Origin of the sequence: Pseudotabrizicola algicola, from assembly GCF_010915705.1 — a bacterium.
In the GTDB taxonomy this organism is placed as follows: domain Bacteria; phylum Pseudomonadota; class Alphaproteobacteria; order Rhodobacterales; family Rhodobacteraceae; genus Pseudotabrizicola; species Pseudotabrizicola algicola.
In genome coordinates, this window is record NZ_JAAIKE010000018.1 from 1 (window position 1) to 19,316 (window position 19,316).

Consider the following 19,316-nt stretch of genomic DNA (forward strand, 5'->3'; position numbering starts at 1 on the left):
GCCCAAAAGAACCCGCGACGGCACAAGCCCGTCGTTATGCGGAGCGGATTGTCGAAAATCCCTCGCGTTTACAGCGTGATGACCTGACCGCTCCGCATAATCCGTCGCTCGGCATAACACGCCCCGTCCCCCTGACTCCAGAAACCCGAAAACCAGATGCAGGGCTTTTCGCGGGTGCCACCCCCCATCAGCCGAACGGGCCGGGTCTTGAGGCTGACCCCGAGGATGTCGCAAATGCGCTCGAAGTCTTCGTAGACCGCGTCCCACCAATCGTCATGGGGACCGAGTTCGCGATACCAACTGCGAGCCTTTTCCTTGGCGGCATCGGACAGTTCCGGGAACAGATAGACCGTGGTGCAGATCACCTCAGGCATCGAAGTCCTCCCCTCGCAGCGCGGCCTCAAGCCATTCATGGGTGCTGGTCCAGCCGATGGACTTCCGCGCACCAAGATCGATGACATGCGCGCCACCGCCAAAGGCGTCCAATCGGGGCCGGGAACAGGTGTACGCGACTTCGAAACCCCAGAGGCCAGTGAGGTCGATCTCTTCCGCCAGCCGCAGCACGAAGCGGATGACGCCTTCGATATCGCCTTGCCCGTCATCGTCATGGAACCAGAGGATCGAGCCGCCGGGACCGTCCTGCTGTGTCATGGCGAAGCCCGCATATTCCGGATCGTCGGCGCCCTCCTCGTCGAGATGCAGGCGGGCCAATAGACCAAGCGCCGCGGTAGCTTTTTCCGGGGAACCCACGTCAAGGACGCAGGAAAAGTGGGTGAAATAGTCGGCCATATTGCCTCCAGAAATGAAAAGGCCCGGACAGAAGGCCGGGCTTGTTGGAACTTGGATGGTCGGTTGAAGCAGCCCGGATCACTGGCAGGCGACATGCGCCAGGGCCTGCGCTTCGGCATGGGCCTGCAAGAGCTCACGATAATAGCGCTTGCGCGCCGCGCGCCAGCTGCGGACGGCCAGCGTGTCGGGATGCAGACGAGAGATGGCAGTGCGCAGCATTGCGAGCGGCGTGATCCCGGGAGAGACGCCGAGATTGAGGTAGGCCCGGCTCATGTCAGCGCACCTCCAGGACCGGCGGCGCCAGATGCGGATCGACCAGTGCCTCGATCTTCTCGGTGCGGCCCATCCAGGGTTCTGGCCGGATGGCCTTGACCCAGTCGGTGAAGCTCGGAATGAAACCCAGATCCTCGCGGACGTGCTGTTCGCCCACCCATCGGGTCGGGATCACACGGCCGGTGGAGAGGGTGATCGTCGGCCCGAAAACGGTCTCGGAAAGCCACACTCCTGCCGAATGATGAAACATGGCTCGGTGGCGAAAGTCCGCAGAATGGGCTTTTGAGGAGTCGATTATGTGGACAGCATGCCGACGGTGGCGTTTTGCCCTATGCTGGCTGCCACGACCCGCAAAATCACCGAGGCGCAGATGTTTAAACTGAGAAGCGCCGACGGTGGCGCGACCATTCTTGTGACAGATATGGACGGCAACGCAGTCGACCCGATATGCAGTTTTGTCGGCTATCTGGGGGCGAAGGCGTATTCGCCGAACACTGCCCTCGCCTATGCACGCGACCTCATTCATCTCTGGACCTTTCTCTCAACCCAAGGAATTCACTGGACCTCCTTCTCCCCCGAACTCTCGGCCGCATTCCTCGAGTACCTCCGGTCGGTAAACGCCAACCGCAAGCGCCGGGATACTTCGATCAGACTGGTAGTGAGCGAGGGGGCTGCCGTTCGGCAGGGCCTTTCAGCCGCCACGATCAATCGCATCCTCGTGGCGGTCGACGCCTTCTATCGCTGGGCGATTTTCACTGGAGCGTTCAGCGGGGCAAACCCGATCGCGAAGAAGCAAGATCAAACGTCTTGGCGGGTGAGCGACAGGCATAGGCCGTTTCTGACTGGGGTTTCACGGCAGAGGTCTGAGGTCAGAGAATTGCGCCTGAAGACCATGCAGCGGCTTCCAAGACCGATGAATCAGCAACAGGTCGAAGGTTTATTGGCCGCCACACGCAATCTCCGCGATCGCAGCCTGGTATTGCTGATGCTGAACGGAGGCCTGCGCCCCGGAGAAGTTCTCGGGTTGCATCTCGCCGATATAGGCTACGGGCGCAGACGCATCTTTGTGCGCTGCCGCGATGATCATCCAAAGGGCGCACGATCGAAGTCCCGCGTCGAGCGCGTAGTCGATTTGCATGATGGCGAGACACTGGAAACCCTGAGCACATACGTCATGCACGAACGACCGGGTGATGCTGACGTTCCTTTCGTGTTCCTGGTCGGCGGCACAGGCGTAAACCGTCAAGAACCGCTGTCTTATTCTGCGCTGGCGCGACTTTTTGCTCGCGCATGTGATCGCGCCGAGATCAGAGAGCCGTGGATGACCCCGCACGCCCTTCGCCACACCCATGCGACGCGCATGTGGGAGGCAGGGATGCGAGAACTGACATTACAGAAGCGATTGGGTCATGCCTCGCCGGAATCGACCAGAATTTACACAAGGGTTTCCGACGCCGTGGTGGTCGCAGAGTATCGACACGCCTTAGGGCTGGACCGTCCTTCGCAAACAACGGACGGAGAGGCTCTGTGACCCATGTATCGTCAAAATCGGCCGTCGACCGCCCTGTCATATTTGAGCACGCAGACGAAGCTGACTATGCGGCATTTCTGGCGCGCATCCCGATGGCTGAAAGTTTTCGCCGCAAGCGGTTGATATACCGATCCATGTTCATTGAGAGTTGGCCGGATATCAGGGATTGGTTCGCTGCCCCCCTGCCGATCAGAATTGGCTGCCTAAATGGTGACAAGCAGGCCCATCCGACCTATCCGGTCAGCTTTCGGGCACGCAGCTATCTCTATTACGCAGCCATGACCGACCGAATCCGGTTGGACTACGATTTCCTGTTCGCAGTCGGAAACATGCGCGTGGCGGAGACGATGGAGCCATTGAACGCCTATGAAGGGCTCGACGCACTGGTCGCGGACAGTGCGAAGATTGGCTATTCCGCAACCGGCGTGCAAGCAGCGCTCCGTGTGGTTTTGCCACGTCTTGCGATGCACACGGGTGTCCGCTCTTTTGGCAATCTTCGCCAACATCACCTTGACGAAATGATCGCAGGTGTCGACGCCTTCGCCGCACGGCACGACACTCATATCTTCCGAAACGAGAAAGAAGACTTCCCGGCAGGCTTTCAGCGCAGCTGGCGGGTCAAAACTCGCGTTCTGCAGCTGCTCCTCTTCCAAAACGGGAACGATGTCATCCGGCCTCAGATTATCCAGGACAAACGCAAGCCGATCGCTTCGCCGAGGCCAGACCTGCAGGAATTGGCAAACCGCTGGCTTGAGAGGAAGCGGGTCAGTCTTGCTCGCCCGACGGTAGATCACATGGCTGTTTCGATGAGGCATTTTGTGACTTACTTGTCTACGCGACAGCCCAGCATTTTGAACTTTGCTGACATCAATCCGGAGCTTTTCAACGACTACCTTCGCCACCTTCAGTTCGACATTGCACCACGAACCGGCGCGCCGCTGTCCATAAATGCTCGTCGAGCAAGGGCGGGCACAGTTGCCAAGTTCCTGTCTGATGGCGCAGCATGGGATTGGCCCAATTTTCCGACCCGACCCATTCTTGATCCGAACGATCTGCCGAAGTTGGCACATCGCGTGCCAAGGTTTATTCCCGAGGACCAGCTGTCGCGCCTTATGGCGCAGCTGCCGAGCCTCGAGTGTGAGTTTCAGAAGGCGGCGCTGCTGATCGCCCGCTGGTCTGGCGCACGGCGGGGAGAGGTCATTCGACTCCGCTTGGACTGCCTGGATCAGTATCCCGACGGGACCTTCAGACTGCGGATACCCGCTGGAAAGACTATGCGGGAACGCCTTGTGCCTTTGCATGACGACGCCGCAACGGTATTGCGCGAAGTCATCCAGCGTCGGCTCGAAGCCAACGACCGCCCGATCCGGGATGACAAGACCGGCGACTTGGTTCGTTATGTCTTCTTTCGCCGCAGCGGGCGGATGTCGGCAGACTATTTGCTGCAATACCCCCTCAATCAGATGTGCAGACTCGCCGGACTGGTCGATCAAGATGGAAAGCCGACAGTTACCAGCCATCGGTTTCGTCATACTGTGGGCACGCAACTCGCCGAACGGGGTGCCAAGTTGCACACGATCATGAGCGTCTTGGGGCATCAGACGCCGCACATGTCCATGGTCTACGCACGGATCAGCGACGCCGAAGTCCTACGTGACTATCGTAGTGTGCTTGGCCCCGGTGAAATGATCGCTGGTCCCGGTGCCGAAGCAATACGCGCGGGAAAATTATCGTGCTCGGCAATCGACTGGCTGAAATCAAACTTTATCAAGACAGAACTGGAACTTGGCCACTGTCTACGCCTACCCTCTGAGGGGCCATGTGAATGTGACCTCTATCTCAGCTGCGCAAAATTCGTGACCAGCAAAGCTTACGCTGGCAGGCTTCGAGATAGACGGAAGCTCGAACTGACACTTGCGACAGATGCCAGAGAACGGGGCTGGCAGCGCGAGATCGAACGGCACATCGGTATTGCGGCGCGCATAGAGCGCCTATTGGTGGATCTGGATGAACCGACTGAACCGTGAGTTCAGCAGCGTCTCCGCGATAGACCACAGGAACCTCCCCGCCGTCCGCACCGCCAGCGCTTTGATCCGCGCGGAGCGGACGGCGGGGCCCCTCCTATGGACTATCGCTACCCGACAGGTCGAGAAAAGCCTTGCCTGTCCAGATAACATCTAACCAAGCATGGACGGGCAGGTAATCGTCGACGGTGCCGCCCCATTTTTTCACCGAAGACAGGGCGTGGTGATACGGATGTGCCATCACTGCCCCCTCAGAAGTCATGGGTGTAGAGTTCGGACGACGTGAACCGTTCGTTGAACTCCAAATGGATGCAGCGGGCGGTGGCATCGAAACAGAACTCGCCATAGGCGCCGTCGTTGTTCTCCCAGCCGCCATGGGTGTCGCTGAGAAAGTCATAGGCCAGTTGCTCGACGACATCCTCAAGCGAAAGCTGCCGCATCTCGACCTCCGGGTTGTCCCAGGTGATGGCGGCATAGGCGATTTCCACGGCCGGGAACTCGACCGCCTTTTCACCGGCCCAGGCGGCGATGCTTTCGATCTGGCCGCTGTCACCTTCACCATCGAAGGTCACGGTGACATGGGTGATCCCGGCGGTCGTCAGACCGTCGAAAAGCCGGTCCTTGTTGCCGGGGCGGAGTGCGTCGATGCGCACCTGCCGCTCGGCTTGGGCCGCGAAGATTGCGGCGAGGTCGATGGTGGAAGGCGGCATCGGGGCCGCGAGGGTCGGTTCAACTTGGGTCATGGGGTTCTCCGGACATGGGGGAAGGGTCGGAGCCAGCCGGGCGATCTCTTTCACCCGGCAAAGCTCGCAAGACCCCCCTGCCCTCCTCTGCCTCTTTGACGTCACGCTGCGATCTGCAGGGCGCGGGCGGTAAAAGCGCGCCACAGCGGATCGACAAGGCGCGCATCCAGAAGATCGGCGCGGTGCCGCAAACTTTGCGCCAGATCGGGCTCGCTCCAGTCCCCGGCGCGACCCGCCTGCGCGCGAAGCTGACTTGCTTCGCTGACGACGGCGCGCGCCTCGGCAGCGCTCATCACCGGATGGCACCAGGCGACAGCACCTGCCGAGGCCAGCCCGGCCAGAACCAGCCGTTCGTCGCTGTCCAGGATGGCGAGGATCAGCGGAGCCGCAGTCTCGGGCAGGTTGTCGGCCATGAAGATCGCGCCCTGCATGGCGTCGAGCAGGCTGGCGAAGCGGGCGAGGCCCACGGCACGCGCCTCGCCCGACAGGAGCGCGCCTAGGTTGGTGTTGGCCCGGGTCAGGACGAAGGGCAGAGCCGGGTCAAAGGCAGGGGCGCCGAGATACGGCGGTTGGCCAAAGGGCAGGCAAGAGACACCATTGGGCGCGACGTGATCGAACATGAGGAATATCTCTGACGGTGCGGGAAGCCGCTCTCCCCGCCTCAACCGTCGACGACCAAACCGCCGCCCTCCTCCTCTAAGGTGGGCGGCGGAGGGTATAGACGCGGGAACCAGCCAGCACCGTCGGGTGCACCTATGGGTGTCACATCTTGCCAAGCCCGCGCAGGGAGACTTCGTGGCCCGCACCGACGATGATGTGGTCGTGCAGCGTCAGGCCCAGAAACCGGCAGCCCTTCTGGACTTCCTTCGTCATGGCAAGATCGGCCTCTGACGGGGTCGGATCGCCGGAAGGGTGGTTGTGCACCAGGATCAGAGCGCTGGCGCCGAGGATCAAAGCCCGCTTGATCACCTCGCGCGGATAGACCGGCACATGGTCAACCGTGCCGACACCCATCCGCTCATCAGAGATCAGCCGATTCTTGCGGTCGAGATAAAGGACGTGGAAACGCTCGACATCCCCGCGCACGCTGAAGGAGCAATAGTCCACCACCGCAGCCCATGAGGTCAGGACCGGGTTACGGCTGATATGGCGGAAGAGGATTTCCCGGGCGGCCGCGATGGCGGCTTCTTCCTCTGCATTCAGTTCAGATCGGAAACCCCGGTCTTGGGTGAAGGAGGCGGGCTGTTCAGAAAATTGGGTCATGGAGGTTTCGCGCCTTGGGCTGAGACAAAGACCACCCGGCATCACTCGGATGGCGGGTGGCTTTGCCGGGAAGAGGAAAGGGAATGGCGATCGGTCGCGGAGCAGGGGAAGAAGAGCCCCCTGCCCCGTCAGGGGTCACCCAGCCCGGTCGAGAAGCTTCTTGGCACGCCCCTCCATGTCGAGCCGCGCATCCTGCTGGGTCTTGTCGCGGGCCAGTCGGGTGATGCCTTGGACAAAATCGAAGATGCTCTCGGGCGGGCGGTGCTCTTCGATCAGCACCTTCTCGATGATCTTGGTCGCCTCAGTCTTGGAGAAGCCGCGCTTCCTGAGGAAGTCGTCGCGCTCCTCATCCGTCCGCGCAACGATCTGTTGCCGCGCGGCCTTGATGCCGTTCACGAAGCCCTGCGGAGAGGAATTGGCGAACCGCGTCAGCGCCGGTGCCGCCTCATGGGCAAAGCGGGAGGCGGCATACTTCGAGTGGCGGATGGTGATCTCCTGGAAATCTTCGACGCCCCATAAGTTCCTGTTTTGACACACCGCACGGAGATAGAAGCTCGCGATTCCAAGGGTTTTCGCGCCGACTTCGGAGTTCCAGCAGTAAAATCCCCGGAAGTAGAGGTCCGGCGAGCCATCGGCCAACCGCCCCGCCTCTATCGGGTTGTGGTCATCGACCAGGAACAGGAACACATCCCGGTCCGAGGCATAGAGCGTGGTCGTATCGCGGCTGATCTCGACATCTGGGTTGTAAACCCCGGTTGACCAGTCGAGGACGCCCGGCACCTTCCAGCGCGTGTCCCCTGTGCCATTACCCGCGATGCGCTGCACCGCCTCGACGAGTTCATGGTCATGAATCCGGCCATAATCGGGGCCGGTCACGGCGCGCAGCTCGGTGCGGCCATCCTCAGTTTCATAGGTCTTCACCTGCTCGGCGCGGTGATTGGCGAGTCCGTATTGCAGGTTGATCCCAGCCAGCGGCGCCGGCAGTTGTCGCAGGTAGGAGGCCGGAGCGCCGACAATGCTGGCAAGCTGGCCGAACGCCCAGTGCGTGGGCGCGACCGGCTCCTGCGCTCTCGGCAGCATCAGGTGCAGCCGTTCGGGGTTGTCGCGCGCCGCCTCGACGCGGATGTCAGCGGTCTGCACCACCCGGCTCCGGCTGCGCTCGGAGCGGCCTTTCACGCTGGCCCAGAGATCGTCGAGCGACAGATACCGCTCGTCATCGGGCCGGTTGAACCATTCGGACGACACCCGCCCGTTCCGCTCACCCCGGCCGACATCGACCTTCCAGCCCCCCTTGCCCGCCCGAACCGGATCCAGAACTTCCTGAACGCCCATGCGTCAAACTCCGCGACGGGCGCCCGGGAGCCGCTCTCCCAGACCCTCAACCCGTCATCGGAAAACCAGCCCAACTCGAACTCTCGGTCCCAGCCGGACAAGTGGCCCGGACGATCTCCGTTTGGGCAACAAACCCGCAGGCGTATGGAGCATGGCCGGGGCTTGCACCTTCGCCCATGAATACCCAGTTCGACAAAATCGGACGGCTTTTCGAAGGCAAATTGATGATCGACACATTGACCAAGTTCTTTGAAAGCTACCCGCAGAGCTTCCTCGACACGAACGGCCCCTTCCGGGATGGGATCTCCCCGGAACTGATGGCGCGGATGCTGGAGTTTCGCGACAGGCAGCTGCATGTGCTGTCCTATGCACAGCACTATCGGATCGACCAGGAAACGGTGCAAATGTTGACCGACCTTGCCTACGGGACGAAGCCTGCTGGCCGCGAGGAAATCTACCGGGAGGCCCAGTTCCCGTTTCCGGCACTCCTTGTCGAGTGCCCGGACCCGACCGGTGAAGGCTCCTACGTTGCCCTGACGACGGTGGTGGACGACTGCATGTACACGCAGCGCATGATCGTTACCGCCAACGGGATCGTCCCTAGTCTCCTGGTTCTGAAATCCTCGGGCCTGAAAGGCGAATTGATCTTTACCCCGACCTATGAAGCGGCGCTGTTGGGACCGAAGCACCCAAATGGTGAGGCGGCCCTAAAAAGCGAAAGCGAGGTCTGCAGCCACTTCGTGGCGGTCGTGGCCACAATGTGTTCGATGCTGAAATACAAAGGCATGATCGAAACCGAGGACGTTCAGGCGATCAGTCGCCCTGAGCGGCGGCGCGCTGAAAAGGCAGGGAAACCGCTTCCCGACACGCTTGTTACCCGTGTTCGGCTGGGTTCCGCAGGTCGGATCCAGCTGAAGGCAGCGCAAGTAGAGCGAGATCCGGAAGACCCTTTGGGAAAGCGGCGTGCACACTGGGTAGCGGGGCATTACATGCGGCACATGGCCAGGCCCGAGAAGGTGTTTCGCATGCCGCATATCCGTGGCGCGGGTCCCGTGGTTCCGCAAACGCGCCGAGTTCAATTGCCGGAGGTCGGAGATCAGCTGGCGACAAAGGAGCGACTTTCGACCATGGGTGACGCCGGAGAATGAAACCGATCGAAGCGAGGCAGTTGCAGACCGTGGAACTCAGATATCCGATCAACCTGATGGGGGCAGAGGACGGCGCCGAGAACGGCGATGTCGTGACCCGCGACGCTGAATTTCTTGGAACATGGTTCTTTGACAAGAACGAAGCCGAGGAGACTGGCACGTTTCATTTCATCGCAGACGGTGAAGCGGAACCGAAGTTCTCCGAGGGCGTCCCATTTCTGACCAGCGGAATGCTCACCGGCTTGGCGATGAGCAAGCTTTGCCGCTCCATACGAGATTGGCACGAAGGGCAATCGTAGTTTGCCTCTTGGTGTCATTCGCGGTTGGCGGAGCCCGACGGGTTTCCCCGCCGGGCCCTTTCGGGTGGACCCCGTTCCTCAGAACGGGATCTCGTCGTCGCGGTCGACCAGCTCGGGGCTTTCACCCTCGGCCGATTTCGGGCGGCTCAGGAAGTCGACCTTCTCGGCGATGATCTCGCAGCCGTAGCGGTCGACACCGGCTGCGTCGGTCCAATTGGTGTAGTGGATGCGCCCGTGGACGAGGACCTTCATGCCCTTTTCGCAGTGCTCTGCGACAGTCTTGCCGAGACCGTTGAAGCAGGTGATGCGGTGCCATTCGGTGTCCATGACCCGGTAGCCGTTCTCGTCGCGCATCACGCGACCTTCCGAGAGGCGCGGCCGCGAGGTGGCCAGGGTGAAGTTGGTGATCTTTGTGCCGCTTTGGGTCGAGCGCACTTCGGGCTTCTGACCGATGTTGCCGGCGAGGATGACGATGTTCTGCATGGTAAGCTCCTGTGTTTTCTGTCCCTGGGACCGTCCCTTCGACAAGACCCGGAAAAAGCCTGTCGGCTGAGGCGTGCACGGGAGACGGAACGTCGACCGGAAACCTCCAGAGGGCCGGGGTGGAGCGGGCAGCCCTGAAAGGGCAACACGGCCCGGACTGACGCGGGGTTGCGCGCCAGAGGCCGAACAGGCTTAGGGGATTGTCAGTCGAAGGGATGGCACCGGGGATAGAGGCGACCTGGGGCTCTCGCAGAACTCGGCCTTCCTGGCCACGGCAAAGGGGTTGAAGCCCTTTCGAGAGCACAGACCCGGCGGTTCAAGCCAACCTCATCCCCCTGCCCTACCGCGGTAACCTTCGTGGGAGTTGCGATTTTGCGACCTGACGGTTATCCCGAATGCATCATTCAGGACTCGAGGGCCCAATGGCTGGTTTCAATCTCGAGGCGATGTCGCTCAAGGAACTGCGGCAATTGCAGAAGGACCTCGCCAAGGCGATTTCCACCTATGAGGACCGTCACAAGGCCCAAGCCCGTACCAAGCTGGAAGCCATCGCCAAAGAGATGGGCTACTCCCTCGCCGACCTTATTGGGGTCGAGGGGAAAACCACCCGTGCGCCAGCCGTGGCGAAGTATCGTCACCCTGACAATGCGGCTCTCACCTGGTCTGGCCGCGGCCGGAAACCGCAGTGGTTCGCGGATCACATCAATGGGGGCAAAGACCCGCGCGAGCTCGCGGTCTAAGAACAGCGAAGTGGGAACGGCCAATTCGCCGGCGGCAGTCAGCTGATCGCAACTTCCCAGGAGCAGCGGTAATCGCCCATTTCGCTTGCCGACCGTCGTCGGCTCATTCTGCCGGTCGGCCCGGGATGGCAGACAAGCGAAAGGCCCGGATCGGAGCCTTCGCTCCGCCTCCGAGCCTCAGAAGAAACCGTGGGCATCATGCCCACGGGTCGACCTCAGCGACCACTTGAACCTCGTCGCCGTCGATTTCATCGGCGGGGACGGCGCCGAAGGTTCCATCCCCTGCCTGGAAGACGACGATCGAGACCATGAGCGTGGCGGCGAGGGAAGCGGCGAAAGCGTGAGCATCTTTGCGGGACATCTGTTTGGCTCCTGTCTTGGAGGCGGGGGACCATCCCCCGCGCGACAGGACCCCGCAGGCCCGAAGACTGGCTGACATCACCGGGTGCGTTCGGCTCGTCCGAATCCACCCGGCGGCACGGGCTCCCCCCGTAGTCCGACCCCTTGCGGGTTGATCTCGAAGACAGGATTCGGGGCAAGGAAGGGGATGGCGAGCGGGGGATGGTGCCCTGACGACTGGAGCTTGTTGTCCCGCTGAGTTGCTCTATCGCCAGCCTCCCGGCCATGCTCATGGTTGAAGACCTCCGTCTTTGGGGGATGGATCCTTCGGCGCCCCGCGACATCGCGGGACGAGGGTGCGGTCGGTGAGAGGCGCGCCCGTCGACAGGCCCCTCACGCCATGTCAGGGCTCAAGCGGCCAGGTCCGCGCCCCCTGCCCTATCGCCGTCTTCGGCACCGACGATTTCAAGCCGCGCGTTGCGATAACCTTCCCGCGCGATCCAGAGCTCCGCTGCGGCGACGGACTCCGCCAGATGCAGCAGTTCGGTGTTCCCGCCGAAGTCCAGAAGCACGCGCACCTGGCCGGGCTTCGGTTCCTCGGCCACCTCGAAGATCAGACGGCTATCCGCCGAATGACTGCGCATGATGGTGACCAGGATCACCCCGTCCGAGGAGAAATTCCCCTCATGGAGCGTGAAGGAGGCCGGAGCGGTCCAGGTCGGATAGACCCTGGGCGGTTCCTTCTTCACGAGACGACCGACGCCGTTCGAGCGCTCCCAGGCCGCGAGCTTCTTGGTGAAACGTGCCGGCGGCTTGGGACTGCCGTCGGTATAGCGGATAAGCGCCCCGAGGGGGGCTGAGTCGATGATGGTCGTTGCAGACATGATTCCTCATCCTGAATGCGAGATTTCGCATTCATCATATTGATATTGCTGTATTTTGTTGAGATGAGGGCGGGCTTCCCCGCCCTCGGGTGGCTCAGATCACTCCGCAGCCATCATCGACGCAGCGGTCTCCGGCAGATCGGCCGTCAGGAAAGCCGGGAGATAGACATCTTCGGGTTCGCCCGCGTCCTCCCCCTGCCCTTCTGCGATCTCCTCGCCGTCGCCGGCCGCCAGATCAGCGCGACGCAGGACCTCGGGCAACCACCCGCTGCCCTTGAGGAGCCGCTCGGCTTCGGTCGCCATCTCGCCCTTCTTCAGGTGATCGAGAAGCTGCGCGGTCCCCTCCCCCTTCGCCTCGCGCACGGCCTCGAGGATGCGGGCCTTGGGCACGCGGTTGAGGTAGCCATCGACCGTAGGCTCCCAACCCGCTTCGACCATGTCGAGATCGACCGCACGCGCCACCAGATCGGCATGGGCCATGCGGCGGGTCAGACCGCTGGCAGAAATGCCCGCCCCATAGGGGTTCACCTTCTCATGGAGCGCGTTGATGCCAAAGCTGACGCAATGCGCCAGCAACGCCTGACGGCTGCCCTCGTCGAGAACGGACAGATAGTCCCAGAGGGCAGCATCATCGCCGAGCGGCAGATCGGCCTCCCAGGCCGCGTGGCGTTCGTCGACGAGCTTCGCCACGACGCTGTCTTTCAGATCGGGTGCCTGCGCGGACATGTAGACGTGGCGCACCGTGGCCTCGAGACAGCTGCCTGAGGCGGAGGAGGTGTGGAAGGTATCCGTCACCAGCTTCAGGAGCAGGAGCGTCAGCGCCACGTCTGGCGACCGCCCGATGGCCTCGCGCAAAGCCAAGGTCCGGTGAGCCGTCAGTTCCATGACCAGCCGCTCGGGCAACGGCTTCAGCGCTCCGTCGTCGTCCTCCTCGGACGGGTCCGCACCGATCGGCTGACCACCCGAGGTGATGATGGTGCCGCCAGCGGGCGTCGCCGATGGTTTCCAACTGGAACCGCCGACATCACCCCCCTGCCCCATGGCATCCACACCATCACCATCCTGGACCGCGGTCTCCTCATGCGGCTCGTCTTCGGGCCGGACATAGCCGCGATAGATCGCAAGACTGCCGTCCCGATCCAGCGTGACGAAGACGCCCGCACGCCCGACCTCGACCGGGTCATAGATCAGCGGCCGCTGCTCAAGCGCTTCCATCGCCAATTCAAGCTGCCCGAGCCGGGCATCGATCTCCTCAGGGTATTCATCCTGACCGGCGTATTCCTCCTCCAGCGCGCGGTACTCAGCGAGGAGCACAGCGTGGGCCGCGCTTTCTTCGTCGGTCATCGGGGCAGGATCACCGGCCAGACGCCGCAGACCATGGCTGTAGCCATAGGGCAGGTCCGTCGCCACCTCGATCCACTTCCAGCCCTCGGAGGCCAGAGCCTCGGCTTCTGCCTGAAGCTTCTTAGCCACCAACCGGCCGAGCAGTGCAGGGTCCTCCAGCCAGCCTCCGTCATCTCCCTGGAACAGGTCGCGCAGCACAACGCCACCTGCCGCCTCATATGCATCGACGCCGACGAAGACCGCACGACGGTCCGAGGCCCGGACCGAGGCGTCAGTCAGCATGCGCCGGATCGCGTAAGGCTCCTTGTTCCAGGAGTTCTTCACCGCATCCCAGACCTGTTCTTGACGCGCATGGTCGGGGTTCACCGTGAAGGCCATGAGCTGTTCCAGCGTCATGCCATCCTCGGCATAGACCTCGAGGAGGGCAGGGGCCACGGAAGCGAGCTTCAGGCGCTGCTTGACGATCTGCGGCGTGACAAAGAAGGCCGCGGCGATCGCTTCCTCGCCCTGACCCTTCTCGCGAAGAGCATGAAATGCGCGGAACTGGTCGAGCGGGTGCAAAGCCACACGCTGCATGTTCTCGGCCAGCGAGTCGTCCTCGGCCAGAATGTCGGACGCGGCATCCCGCACGATGCAGGGGATCGGGGCGGTTTTCGCCAGTCGCTTCTGCTTCACCAGCAGCGACAGCGCCTGGAAGCGGCGACCGCCAGCGGGGATCTCGAACGTGCCTGTCTCGACGCCGTCGGCATCGCGAACAGCCCGCACATTCAAGCTCTGCAGCAGGCCGCGGCGGGCGATGTCCTCGGCCAGTTCTTCGACCGAGACGCCCGCCTTGATGCGCCGCACATTGGACTGGCTCAGCACGAGCTGGTCGAAGGGGATGTCCCGCGAGGGGGACAGGGTGATTTTCTGGGCTGCTTTCGCCATCAGATATTCTCCACGACGGGCGCCGGAAGCCACTCTCCCGATCTCACTTCCCGTCACCCCTCAAACCCCCAACCTTTACCTCTTCGAAGCTGGCTCCATGTTTACCGGGGTATACGTGGATCAAGAGGGGGTCATGTTTACCCGGGTATACATCAAGCAATGGTTATACGACGCGCTGACGGAGCGCTGCAGTTTGTGAGGGAGCGGAACATACGGACGAAGTCGACGCCTTCACTGGCGGCCTGATTGGCCAGTGCTTGTAGATAAGCCCTCGGCTGCCGAATTCTGTCGAACGCCTCAATAATACCAAGAATGGCGAGTGCTGAGCCAAGCGCGCCCATCGCTTTTCGTGCAGACTCTACGTCCGTTTTCGCTAGTCCAACCGCCGGAGCAAGGGTGTCGGACAATCGAACGACATCGCCCCAATCCTTTGCAGCTACGGAAGCGAAGGATGCTGCATTCTTGGCCAGGGCCATGCATTCAGACACTGTGATATCGTTGGTTTGTCCCATAACAGTGCTTCCTGGATCGCTGGATCGACTGGCTGTGCTTACTTTCTCAGGCGCAACTTCAGATTCATATTTTTCTTTTTTTGATTTCTGAATGTGCCGGTCATTTTGTCTGTCGCTGACGGTCACTGCATCTGCAACGGACGATTGCTCAGCGCCTGTCTGAGGAAGGTTTTCCTGTAGTTCCTGAATGAGACCGGCCAGTTGGTCCGAAGACAATGAGCGACGCAGTGAGCGGCACGCAAGGTCGTGCAGTGCTGGCTGAATGGTCTCAGCCCTGTGGTAAAGAATGTCCCTGATCACTGACCGGAGCGCTTTGCACCGAATTTCTTCTCGGGAGCATTCTTCTGCTAGTGCGATGAGGTGAGAGCGGATGGCGAACAACGGCGCGAGGTCGATGCCGTAGGTTAGTTTGGATTCGGCACACTCATCCTGTACCCGATATCGCTTTCCGTTCGGGCTCGACTTTCGAGCCAGCAATCCGTTTGCCTTCAGATTGGTGAGGCGGCGCCTTAGTGTGCGCTCGTCGATCCCGTCACAGCGCTCGATCAACGCCCTGTTGGAGGCAAAGACAACAAGTGAGTTTGGGTCGGCCGACTGGGGCACGAACGACAGAAGACCTCGCAGAACCGCAATGTCGCGGTCTCTCAGGCCAAGAGGTTTGCGGCAACGGCGTACCAAATCCAGAAGCGACCAGCGCGCGTCTTCCGTCTTAACCGGCGTCACATTGCTGCGGTCGGTCAGATATGAGGAATTGGTGCGCCGAACGTGCCGCTGCACGGGCGAAGACATGACATGTTCCATGTTGAATCGGGCGGAACGCTCGGGTCAGCCGAGTGAAGACCTTGCAACCCTACCTATCGGTGTCCGTTCTTCTCCAGAAAAAGGATAAAAGATATCGGATCACCGCGAAGCGATGTTGCGTGCGATTCGGGCCTGCGCTAGTCTGCTCGTGCTAGAAGATGAGCATTCTCAGGGTTGGCGCCCTGTGTTTTGCGCGGGCCTTCCGGGTGGTTTCCATTCGGGAGGCCTATCCTTTTCCGACACTGCTCCTCTGCTGTTGTCGTTGCATTCCCTCAGCCCTTCTTCTTGGACTGACTGAGAAATTCTTCATGCAGGCGTGAGAAGACGTCATCCGCATTTGAATGCAGCCACGCCGCGAAATCCCTGTGTTGCGCCGATGGCCGGAAGCCCAATGCCCCTTTAGTAAGGGCGACCTCTCCCAGAGCGGACCCATCTTGCGCCATCAGCATGAAGGGCGTTGTGCCCCTCTGTTGGCGTTTCTCCTTAGGGGTATCCGTCTTTGGAAGAGCTTTCACCCAGGCTGCAAATCGCTCGTCTGAGCTGGAACCTTCAGGGAAGGGGGCAGGGTGGACGGAAAGAACGTCGATCTTCTTCTCAAGCACCACAACGGCGAGTTCGTACCAGCGTTTCCATCCGATCGACGGCGCCGCACCGATGCGTTCCAGCACTTGTCTCGGAAATGCCTCGCGCACCTTGCGCATGTGCGACGTATGGCTGCGGTTCACGTTTAGCGCGTCCTGAACCACGCGCGCATCGTAGCCCGCCTCCTCCAGATCGCCTGCAAACAAGGCTTTCTCGATGAAAGATGGGTCTTTACGAAGGTTGTTTTCCTGGCCTTGCGCCAGGACCGCCTCTTCGTCGGAAAGGGTGCGGATCAGGGCTTTGACCGGCGTTCCTAGGCCACGGATTGCGGCAAGCCTGCGCCGCCCGTAGACCACCTGATACCGACCGCTCAGTTTCGGGTGCGGCCGCAACAGGATCGGAACCTGCTGGCCGTGTTTGGAAATGCTTTCGCGCAGGTCGGCGATGTCGTCGTCTAGCGCTCCGATGCGATCCTTTAACCCGGTGTCTTCAATCAGCTCAGGATCGATGTCCTGCACTGATCGAGACCCGACACTGCGCAGATCGTTGCGGATGGCTGCGATCGGCCCAGCACTTTGAAATACTTCTGGCATCTTGGCGGTCGGGCGGGGCAGGGGTGCCTTGGCATCTTCTTCCGACCGAGAGGCAGGAGTGATGCCTTCGAACATGTTCTTCCTGGCCATCTCAGCCGCGCCCCCATGCTCTGTGGATGTCTTGTTCCAGCTCCCGCGCGACAGCGTTGATCGATTCCATCGCGCGGTCATAAGTGTTGCGGTTCATGCTGCCGCGACCGACCTCGAACAAGGTCTGATGCGTGAGGCCTGCGTCCGAGACAGCCGTGGACTTCAGGAACGTCTCGGTCATCACGCGTTTGCCAAAGTTGGCGCGGAGCAATCCGGCAACCTGCGCTTGCGGTCCGTCCGAAGGTTCGAAGCGAGAGACCAGGTAGCGGAGAAAGTCGTAGTCCAAAGTCATTCCTGCGTCCCTGATCGTATCGAGCAAGGATGAGGTCATGGTCAGAAACTGGGCCAAGGATGCCACGTCGATAAAGTTCGGCACCACTGGAATGATGATCGAAGACGAGGCCACAAGAGCCGAGAGCGTCAAGAACCCAAGCTGTGGAGGGCAATCGATGAACACCAGATCATAGTTGGCTTCGACCGAGAGGATTGCTTCGCGAAGCCGCAGGTAAAAGGGCGGCTCGGAGCCACGTCGAAGGGCATAGGGGGTCTCGGTCTCGTACTCCGACAGAATCAGGCCGCCAGCGGCTATGTCCAGACCGTGGAAGTAGGTTTTCCGCACCACCTCGCTCATCGGCACAGGGTTCTCATACCGGATGGCATCATAGATCGTGCCTTGATGCGTGAAGTCGATTTCAGGCCGCAAACCGGTCATCGACGAAAGCGACGCCTGCGGGTCCATGTCGATCACCAGCACCCGGTAGCCGTGCAGGGCATACCATTGGCTGAGATAGGCCGCTGTCGTCGTCTTCGCCGACCCGCCCTTGAACGACACGCAAGAGATTATCTGAAGCGGCTCTGATCCGACCCGCCCACGCAGATAAAGCGAAGGGTCGCGGGTGGTTCGCGCCAGAGCCAAACGGATCTGCGCAAGGTCGTCGGCCGAGTACAGTTTCCTTCCACGCTCATCGAGCGGGACGTCGGGGATCTTGTCCTCCGCGTGGAGTTTGCGCAGGTGACCAGGCGCGAGCCCGAGAAATTCGGCCGCTTCTGTCGATGAAAAGCTTCTCAAGTACTTCCTGGCGTCGGGCGCAAAATTGCGCTCCAGATGCATCCGGATCGACTCATGCAGTGTGGATGCGTCGCTCTGGAGCTCTGCAAAAACACGCTCTTCGGTCATACTGCCCTCATCTAGATCGTGGTGCGGTTTACCCACACTCACTGAGCCCCTTGGAGCCACATTTTCTTTGTAGCGCAGAAAACCGCAATTCTCGCCATTTCCCGCTACGACAATGAATGCGTCATGTCTGACAGTGGTGCAAGAAAATTCTACAGCTCGTAGCTGATGCTGACGGATGAGCGGGCACGTCGTCAGCCTTACTGACCGTCATGACATTGAAAAACATGAACTTCTACCAGCTCAGGCAGAGTTTACGCTTGCTACATGTTGTGGTGCTGTCGCCAGTACTGCCTTCTAAGGATGAGCGCACTTTCGAATCGTCAAGGCAACAGCCCCAGCTTCTCCGCCCGTTCCAGCAGCATCTTCACCGAAGAAGGCTGCCAGTTTGTCCGCCCGCGAGGCGTGCGCTCGCGCATTGCTTCCAGTCGGGTGCAGATCGCCTGAAGCGTGATGTCGGGGTCCGCTCCCTTAATGGCGGCGACGATGGCGGGCAGGCGGTCGTCGGTTTCGCGGCGGCCGGCGCGGTCCAGTACCGTCGGCGGTAGGAAGCCGTCCCGAACATAGGCGTTGACCGCGCGCAGAAGCCGACTTTGCGTCCATTGGCGCTCGCGGGGCAAGGGGCCGTTGACGATGCGCACTACGTCTTCCCAGGCCAGGTCCGGGCGCAGGCGGCGAACATGGGGAACCCAGTCCTGCGCCGTCTCGTTCAGGCGTGCCATGTAGCCGTCCTGCCGCGCCAGCCGGACCTTGCGCAGCGCCGCCGGATCACGGGCGCGCAGGCCCGGGTTACCGCCGACCCTGCCTTTGGTCCGTGCGCTGGCCAGTCCGGCCTTGGTGCGTTCGCGGATCAGGGCGCGCTCGAACTCAGCGGCGGCGCCCAGGACCTGGAGAGTGAATTTGCCCTGCGGGGAGGACGTGTCGATCGGGTCCATGAGCGAGCGGAAGAAGGCGCCCTTGGCTTCCAGCCGCTCGATCACCTCCAGCAGATGCGAGAGGGATCGCGCGAGACGGTCGATCCGCACGACGACCAGCGTGTCGCCCTTGGCGATGCGTTCCAACACCCGCGCAAGCACCGGTCGCGCACGATTGCCGCCCGAGGCCTGCTCCTCGTGGATCTCGACGCAGCCCGCAGATTTCAGGGCCTGCGACTGGGGCAGGGGGGTCTGATCCTCGGTCGAGACGCGCGCGTAGCCGATCAGGGGCATCAAAACAGGCCGTTTGCAATTTCACATATCACGAATAAACGACCGTTTGTAAACGGATGCAAGGGCGCTCTCGACGGCCGAGGTCCGCGAAATGCCCCTGGTTTCCTCAGGCTGTGTCGCGTTTGGTTCCTGATTTCAATTGAAGCGGTTACCTGAAACCTGAGCGGTCTGGTTGGAGCTTGGCATTTCAGCAAAGGCTCGACGGAAGGGCAGGGGGCTTACAGGCCTGCGGCCTTG

At 61.3% G+C, this 19,316-nt stretch carries 19 protein-coding genes and 3 pseudogenes; 5 read left to right on the forward strand and 17 right to left on the reverse strand.

From position 1 onward, the window contains the following. Positions 1–113 precede the first annotated feature (113 nt). The 4 genes and pseudogenes from G3572_RS21290 to G3572_RS21305 all read right to left on the reverse strand — a co-directional run. Positions 114–374 (reverse strand): annotated as a pseudogene (locus tag G3572_RS21290) (DUF8835 domain-containing pootine); the annotation flags it as partial. Further along, on the reverse strand, positions 367–789 hold the full coding sequence (locus G3572_RS21295; RefSeq protein ID WP_164615659.1) for a hypothetical protein: 423 nt from the start codon (positions 787–789) through the stop codon (positions 367–369). The gene G3572_RS21295 and the pseudogene G3572_RS21290, both read right to left, overlap by 8 nt. A gap of 78 nt (positions 790–867) precedes the next feature. Beyond that, positions 868–1,062, reverse strand: coding sequence for a hypothetical protein (locus tag G3572_RS21300; protein WP_164615661.1), 195 nt, complete (start codon positions 1,060–1,062; stop codon positions 868–870). Between the two features lies 1 nt (position 1,063). After that, positions 1,064–1,369, reverse strand: a pseudogene (locus G3572_RS21305) (DUF6915 family protein); the annotation flags it as partial. Between G3572_RS21305 and G3572_RS21310 the strand changes: the two are divergent. Together G3572_RS21310 and G3572_RS22415 are read left to right on the forward strand one after the other, a co-directional pair. Then, positions 1,370–2,593: a tyrosine-type recombinase/integrase gene (locus G3572_RS21310; RefSeq protein WP_240335679.1), complete on the forward strand. Its 1,224-nt coding sequence runs from the start codon at positions 1,370–1,372 to the stop codon at positions 2,591–2,593. It begins immediately after the preceding pseudogene. After that, complete coding sequence (locus tag G3572_RS22415) at positions 2,590–4,620, forward strand: site-specific integrase (protein WP_164615665.1); 2,031 nt, start codon at positions 2,590–2,592, stop codon at positions 4,618–4,620. Before G3572_RS21310 ends, G3572_RS22415 begins: the two co-directional genes overlap by 4 nt. 148 nt (positions 4,621–4,768) lie before the next feature. On the opposite strand, the pseudogene G3572_RS22430 reads toward G3572_RS22415, so the two are convergent. The 5 genes and pseudogenes from G3572_RS22430 to G3572_RS21340 all read right to left on the reverse strand — a co-directional run. Then, a pseudogene (locus tag G3572_RS22430) lies at positions 4,769–4,858 on the reverse strand (DUF6915 family protein); the annotation flags it as partial. Between the two features lie 10 nt (positions 4,859–4,868). Further along, positions 4,869–5,360 carry a DUF6878 family protein gene (locus G3572_RS21325; RefSeq protein ID WP_164615666.1) on the reverse strand — a complete coding sequence of 164 codons (492 nt, stop codon included), beginning with the start codon at positions 5,358–5,360 and terminating at the stop codon, positions 4,869–4,871. 101 nt (positions 5,361–5,461) lie between these two features. Beyond that, entirely contained in the window at positions 5,462–5,980 is a 519-nt protein-coding gene (locus G3572_RS21330) for a DNA repair protein RadC (protein WP_240335680.1), read from the reverse strand. 142 nt (positions 5,981–6,122) lie between these two features. After that, positions 6,123–6,623 carry a JAB domain-containing protein gene (locus G3572_RS21335; protein ID WP_164615668.1) on the reverse strand — a complete coding sequence of 167 codons (501 nt, stop codon included), beginning with the start codon at positions 6,621–6,623 and terminating at the stop codon, positions 6,123–6,125. A gap of 135 nt (positions 6,624–6,758) precedes the next feature. Continuing rightward, on the reverse strand, positions 6,759–7,955 hold the full coding sequence (locus tag G3572_RS21340) for a DUF932 domain-containing protein (protein ID WP_164615670.1): 1,197 nt from the start codon (positions 7,953–7,955) through the stop codon (positions 6,759–6,761). A gap of 176 nt (positions 7,956–8,131) precedes the next feature. On the opposite strand from G3572_RS21340, the gene G3572_RS21345 reads away from it, so the two are divergent. Both G3572_RS21345 and G3572_RS21350 read left to right on the forward strand, forming a co-directional pair. Further along, entirely contained in the window at positions 8,132–9,103 is a 972-nt protein-coding gene (locus G3572_RS21345; protein WP_164615672.1) for a hypothetical protein, read from the forward strand. Continuing rightward, positions 9,100–9,402, forward strand: coding sequence for a hypothetical protein (locus G3572_RS21350; RefSeq protein ID WP_164615674.1), 303 nt, complete (start codon positions 9,100–9,102; stop codon positions 9,400–9,402). Before G3572_RS21345 ends, G3572_RS21350 begins: the two co-directional genes overlap by 4 nt. 78 nt (positions 9,403–9,480) lie before the next feature. On the opposite strand, the gene G3572_RS21355 is transcribed toward G3572_RS21350, so the two are convergent. Next, on the reverse strand, positions 9,481–9,885 hold the full coding sequence (locus G3572_RS21355) for a single-stranded DNA-binding protein (protein WP_164615675.1): 405 nt from the start codon (positions 9,883–9,885) through the stop codon (positions 9,481–9,483). A 422-nt stretch (positions 9,886–10,307) separates the two neighbouring features. On the opposite strand from G3572_RS21355, the gene G3572_RS21360 reads away from it, so the two are divergent. Continuing rightward, positions 10,308–10,625 (forward strand): H-NS histone family protein, encoded by a 318-nt coding sequence (locus G3572_RS21360; protein ID WP_164615677.1) that lies wholly within the window; start codon positions 10,308–10,310, stop codon positions 10,623–10,625. A 196-nt stretch (positions 10,626–10,821) separates the two neighbouring features. On the opposite strand, the gene G3572_RS21960 is transcribed toward G3572_RS21360, so the two are convergent. From G3572_RS21960 to G3572_RS21390, 7 genes are all read right to left on the reverse strand, one after another. Beyond that, the gene (locus tag G3572_RS21960; protein WP_018001789.1) at positions 10,822–10,986 is read right to left on the reverse strand and encodes a hypothetical protein; all 165 of its coding nucleotides are present in this window, start codon (positions 10,984–10,986) and stop codon (positions 10,822–10,824) included. A 388-nt stretch (positions 10,987–11,374) separates the two neighbouring features. Next, complete coding sequence (locus G3572_RS21365; protein WP_101922891.1) at positions 11,375–11,848, reverse strand: UCP036055 family protein; 474 nt, start codon at positions 11,846–11,848, stop codon at positions 11,375–11,377. 99 nt (positions 11,849–11,947) lie between these two features. Continuing rightward, entirely contained in the window at positions 11,948–14,119 is a 2,172-nt protein-coding gene (locus G3572_RS21370; RefSeq protein WP_164615679.1) for a ParB/RepB/Spo0J family partition protein, read from the reverse strand. A 152-nt stretch (positions 14,120–14,271) separates the two neighbouring features. After that, positions 14,272–15,420 (reverse strand): plasmid replication protein RepC, encoded by a 1,149-nt coding sequence (repC, locus tag G3572_RS21375; protein ID WP_164615682.1) that lies wholly within the window; start codon positions 15,418–15,420, stop codon positions 14,272–14,274. Between the two features lie 284 nt (positions 15,421–15,704). Next, on the reverse strand, positions 15,705–16,682 hold the full coding sequence (gene repB, locus G3572_RS21380; protein ID WP_164615685.1) for a plasmid partitioning protein RepB: 978 nt from the start codon (positions 16,680–16,682) through the stop codon (positions 15,705–15,707). A gap of 16 nt (positions 16,683–16,698) precedes the next feature. Continuing rightward, positions 16,699–17,874, reverse strand: a complete 1,176-nt coding sequence (gene repA, locus G3572_RS21385; RefSeq protein ID WP_164615687.1) for a plasmid partitioning protein RepA — start codon at positions 17,872–17,874, stop codon at positions 16,699–16,701. Positions 17,875–18,194: 320 nt separating this feature from the next. Continuing rightward, positions 18,195–19,079 (reverse strand): recombinase family protein, encoded by an 885-nt coding sequence (locus tag G3572_RS21390; protein WP_164615689.1) that lies wholly within the window; start codon positions 19,077–19,079, stop codon positions 18,195–18,197. Positions 19,080–19,316: the final 237 nt, after the last annotated feature.

What these genes read in the sequence shown, in the direction of transcription:
- repC (WP_164615682.1), bottom strand. Translation starts at nt 15,420, where the DNA reads ATGTCTTCGCCCGTGCAGCGGCACGTTCGGCGCACCAATTCCTCATAT.
- G3572_RS21370 (WP_164615679.1), bottom strand. Translation starts at nt 14,119, where the DNA reads ATGGCGAAAGCAGCCCAGAAAATCACCCTGTCCCCCTCGCGGGACATC.
- G3572_RS21360 (WP_164615677.1), top strand. Translation starts at nt 10,308, where the DNA reads ATGGCTGGTTTCAATCTCGAGGCGATGTCGCTCAAGGAACTGCGGCAA.
- repB (WP_164615685.1), bottom strand. Translation starts at nt 16,682, where the DNA reads ATGTTCGAAGGCATCACTCCTGCCTCTCGGTCGGAAGAAGATGCCAAG.
- G3572_RS21960 (WP_018001789.1), bottom strand. Translation starts at nt 10,986, where the DNA reads ATGTCCCGCAAAGATGCTCACGCTTTCGCCGCTTCCCTCGCCGCCACG.
- G3572_RS21390 (WP_164615689.1), bottom strand. Translation starts at nt 19,079, where the DNA reads ATGCCCCTGATCGGCTACGCGCGCGTCTCGACCGAGGATCAGACCCCC.
- G3572_RS21300 (WP_164615661.1), bottom strand. Translation starts at nt 1,062, where the DNA reads ATGAGCCGGGCCTACCTCAATCTCGGCGTCTCTCCCGGGATCACGCCG.
- G3572_RS21310 (WP_240335679.1), top strand. Translation starts at nt 1,370, where the DNA reads ATGCCGACGGTGGCGTTTTGCCCTATGCTGGCTGCCACGACCCGCAAA.
- G3572_RS21345 (WP_164615672.1), top strand. Translation starts at nt 8,132, where the DNA reads ATGAATACCCAGTTCGACAAAATCGGACGGCTTTTCGAAGGCAAATTG.
- G3572_RS21350 (WP_164615674.1), top strand. Translation starts at nt 9,100, where the DNA reads ATGAAACCGATCGAAGCGAGGCAGTTGCAGACCGTGGAACTCAGATAT.
- G3572_RS21365 (WP_101922891.1), bottom strand. Translation starts at nt 11,848, where the DNA reads ATGTCTGCAACGACCATCATCGACTCAGCCCCCCTCGGGGCGCTTATC.
- G3572_RS21340 (WP_164615670.1), bottom strand. Translation starts at nt 7,955, where the DNA reads ATGGGCGTTCAGGAAGTTCTGGATCCGGTTCGGGCGGGCAAGGGGGGC.
- G3572_RS21295 (WP_164615659.1), bottom strand. Translation starts at nt 789, where the DNA reads ATGGCCGACTATTTCACCCACTTTTCCTGCGTCCTTGACGTGGGTTCC.
- G3572_RS21325 (WP_164615666.1), bottom strand. Translation starts at nt 5,360, where the DNA reads ATGACCCAAGTTGAACCGACCCTCGCGGCCCCGATGCCGCCTTCCACC.
- repA (WP_164615687.1), bottom strand. Translation starts at nt 17,874, where the DNA reads ATGACCGAAGAGCGTGTTTTTGCAGAGCTCCAGAGCGACGCATCCACA.
- G3572_RS21330 (WP_240335680.1), bottom strand. Translation starts at nt 5,980, where the DNA reads ATGTTCGATCACGTCGCGCCCAATGGTGTCTCTTGCCTGCCCTTTGGC.
- G3572_RS21335 (WP_164615668.1), bottom strand. Translation starts at nt 6,623, where the DNA reads ATGACCCAATTTTCTGAACAGCCCGCCTCCTTCACCCAAGACCGGGGT.
- G3572_RS21355 (WP_164615675.1), bottom strand. Translation starts at nt 9,885, where the DNA reads ATGCAGAACATCGTCATCCTCGCCGGCAACATCGGTCAGAAGCCCGAA.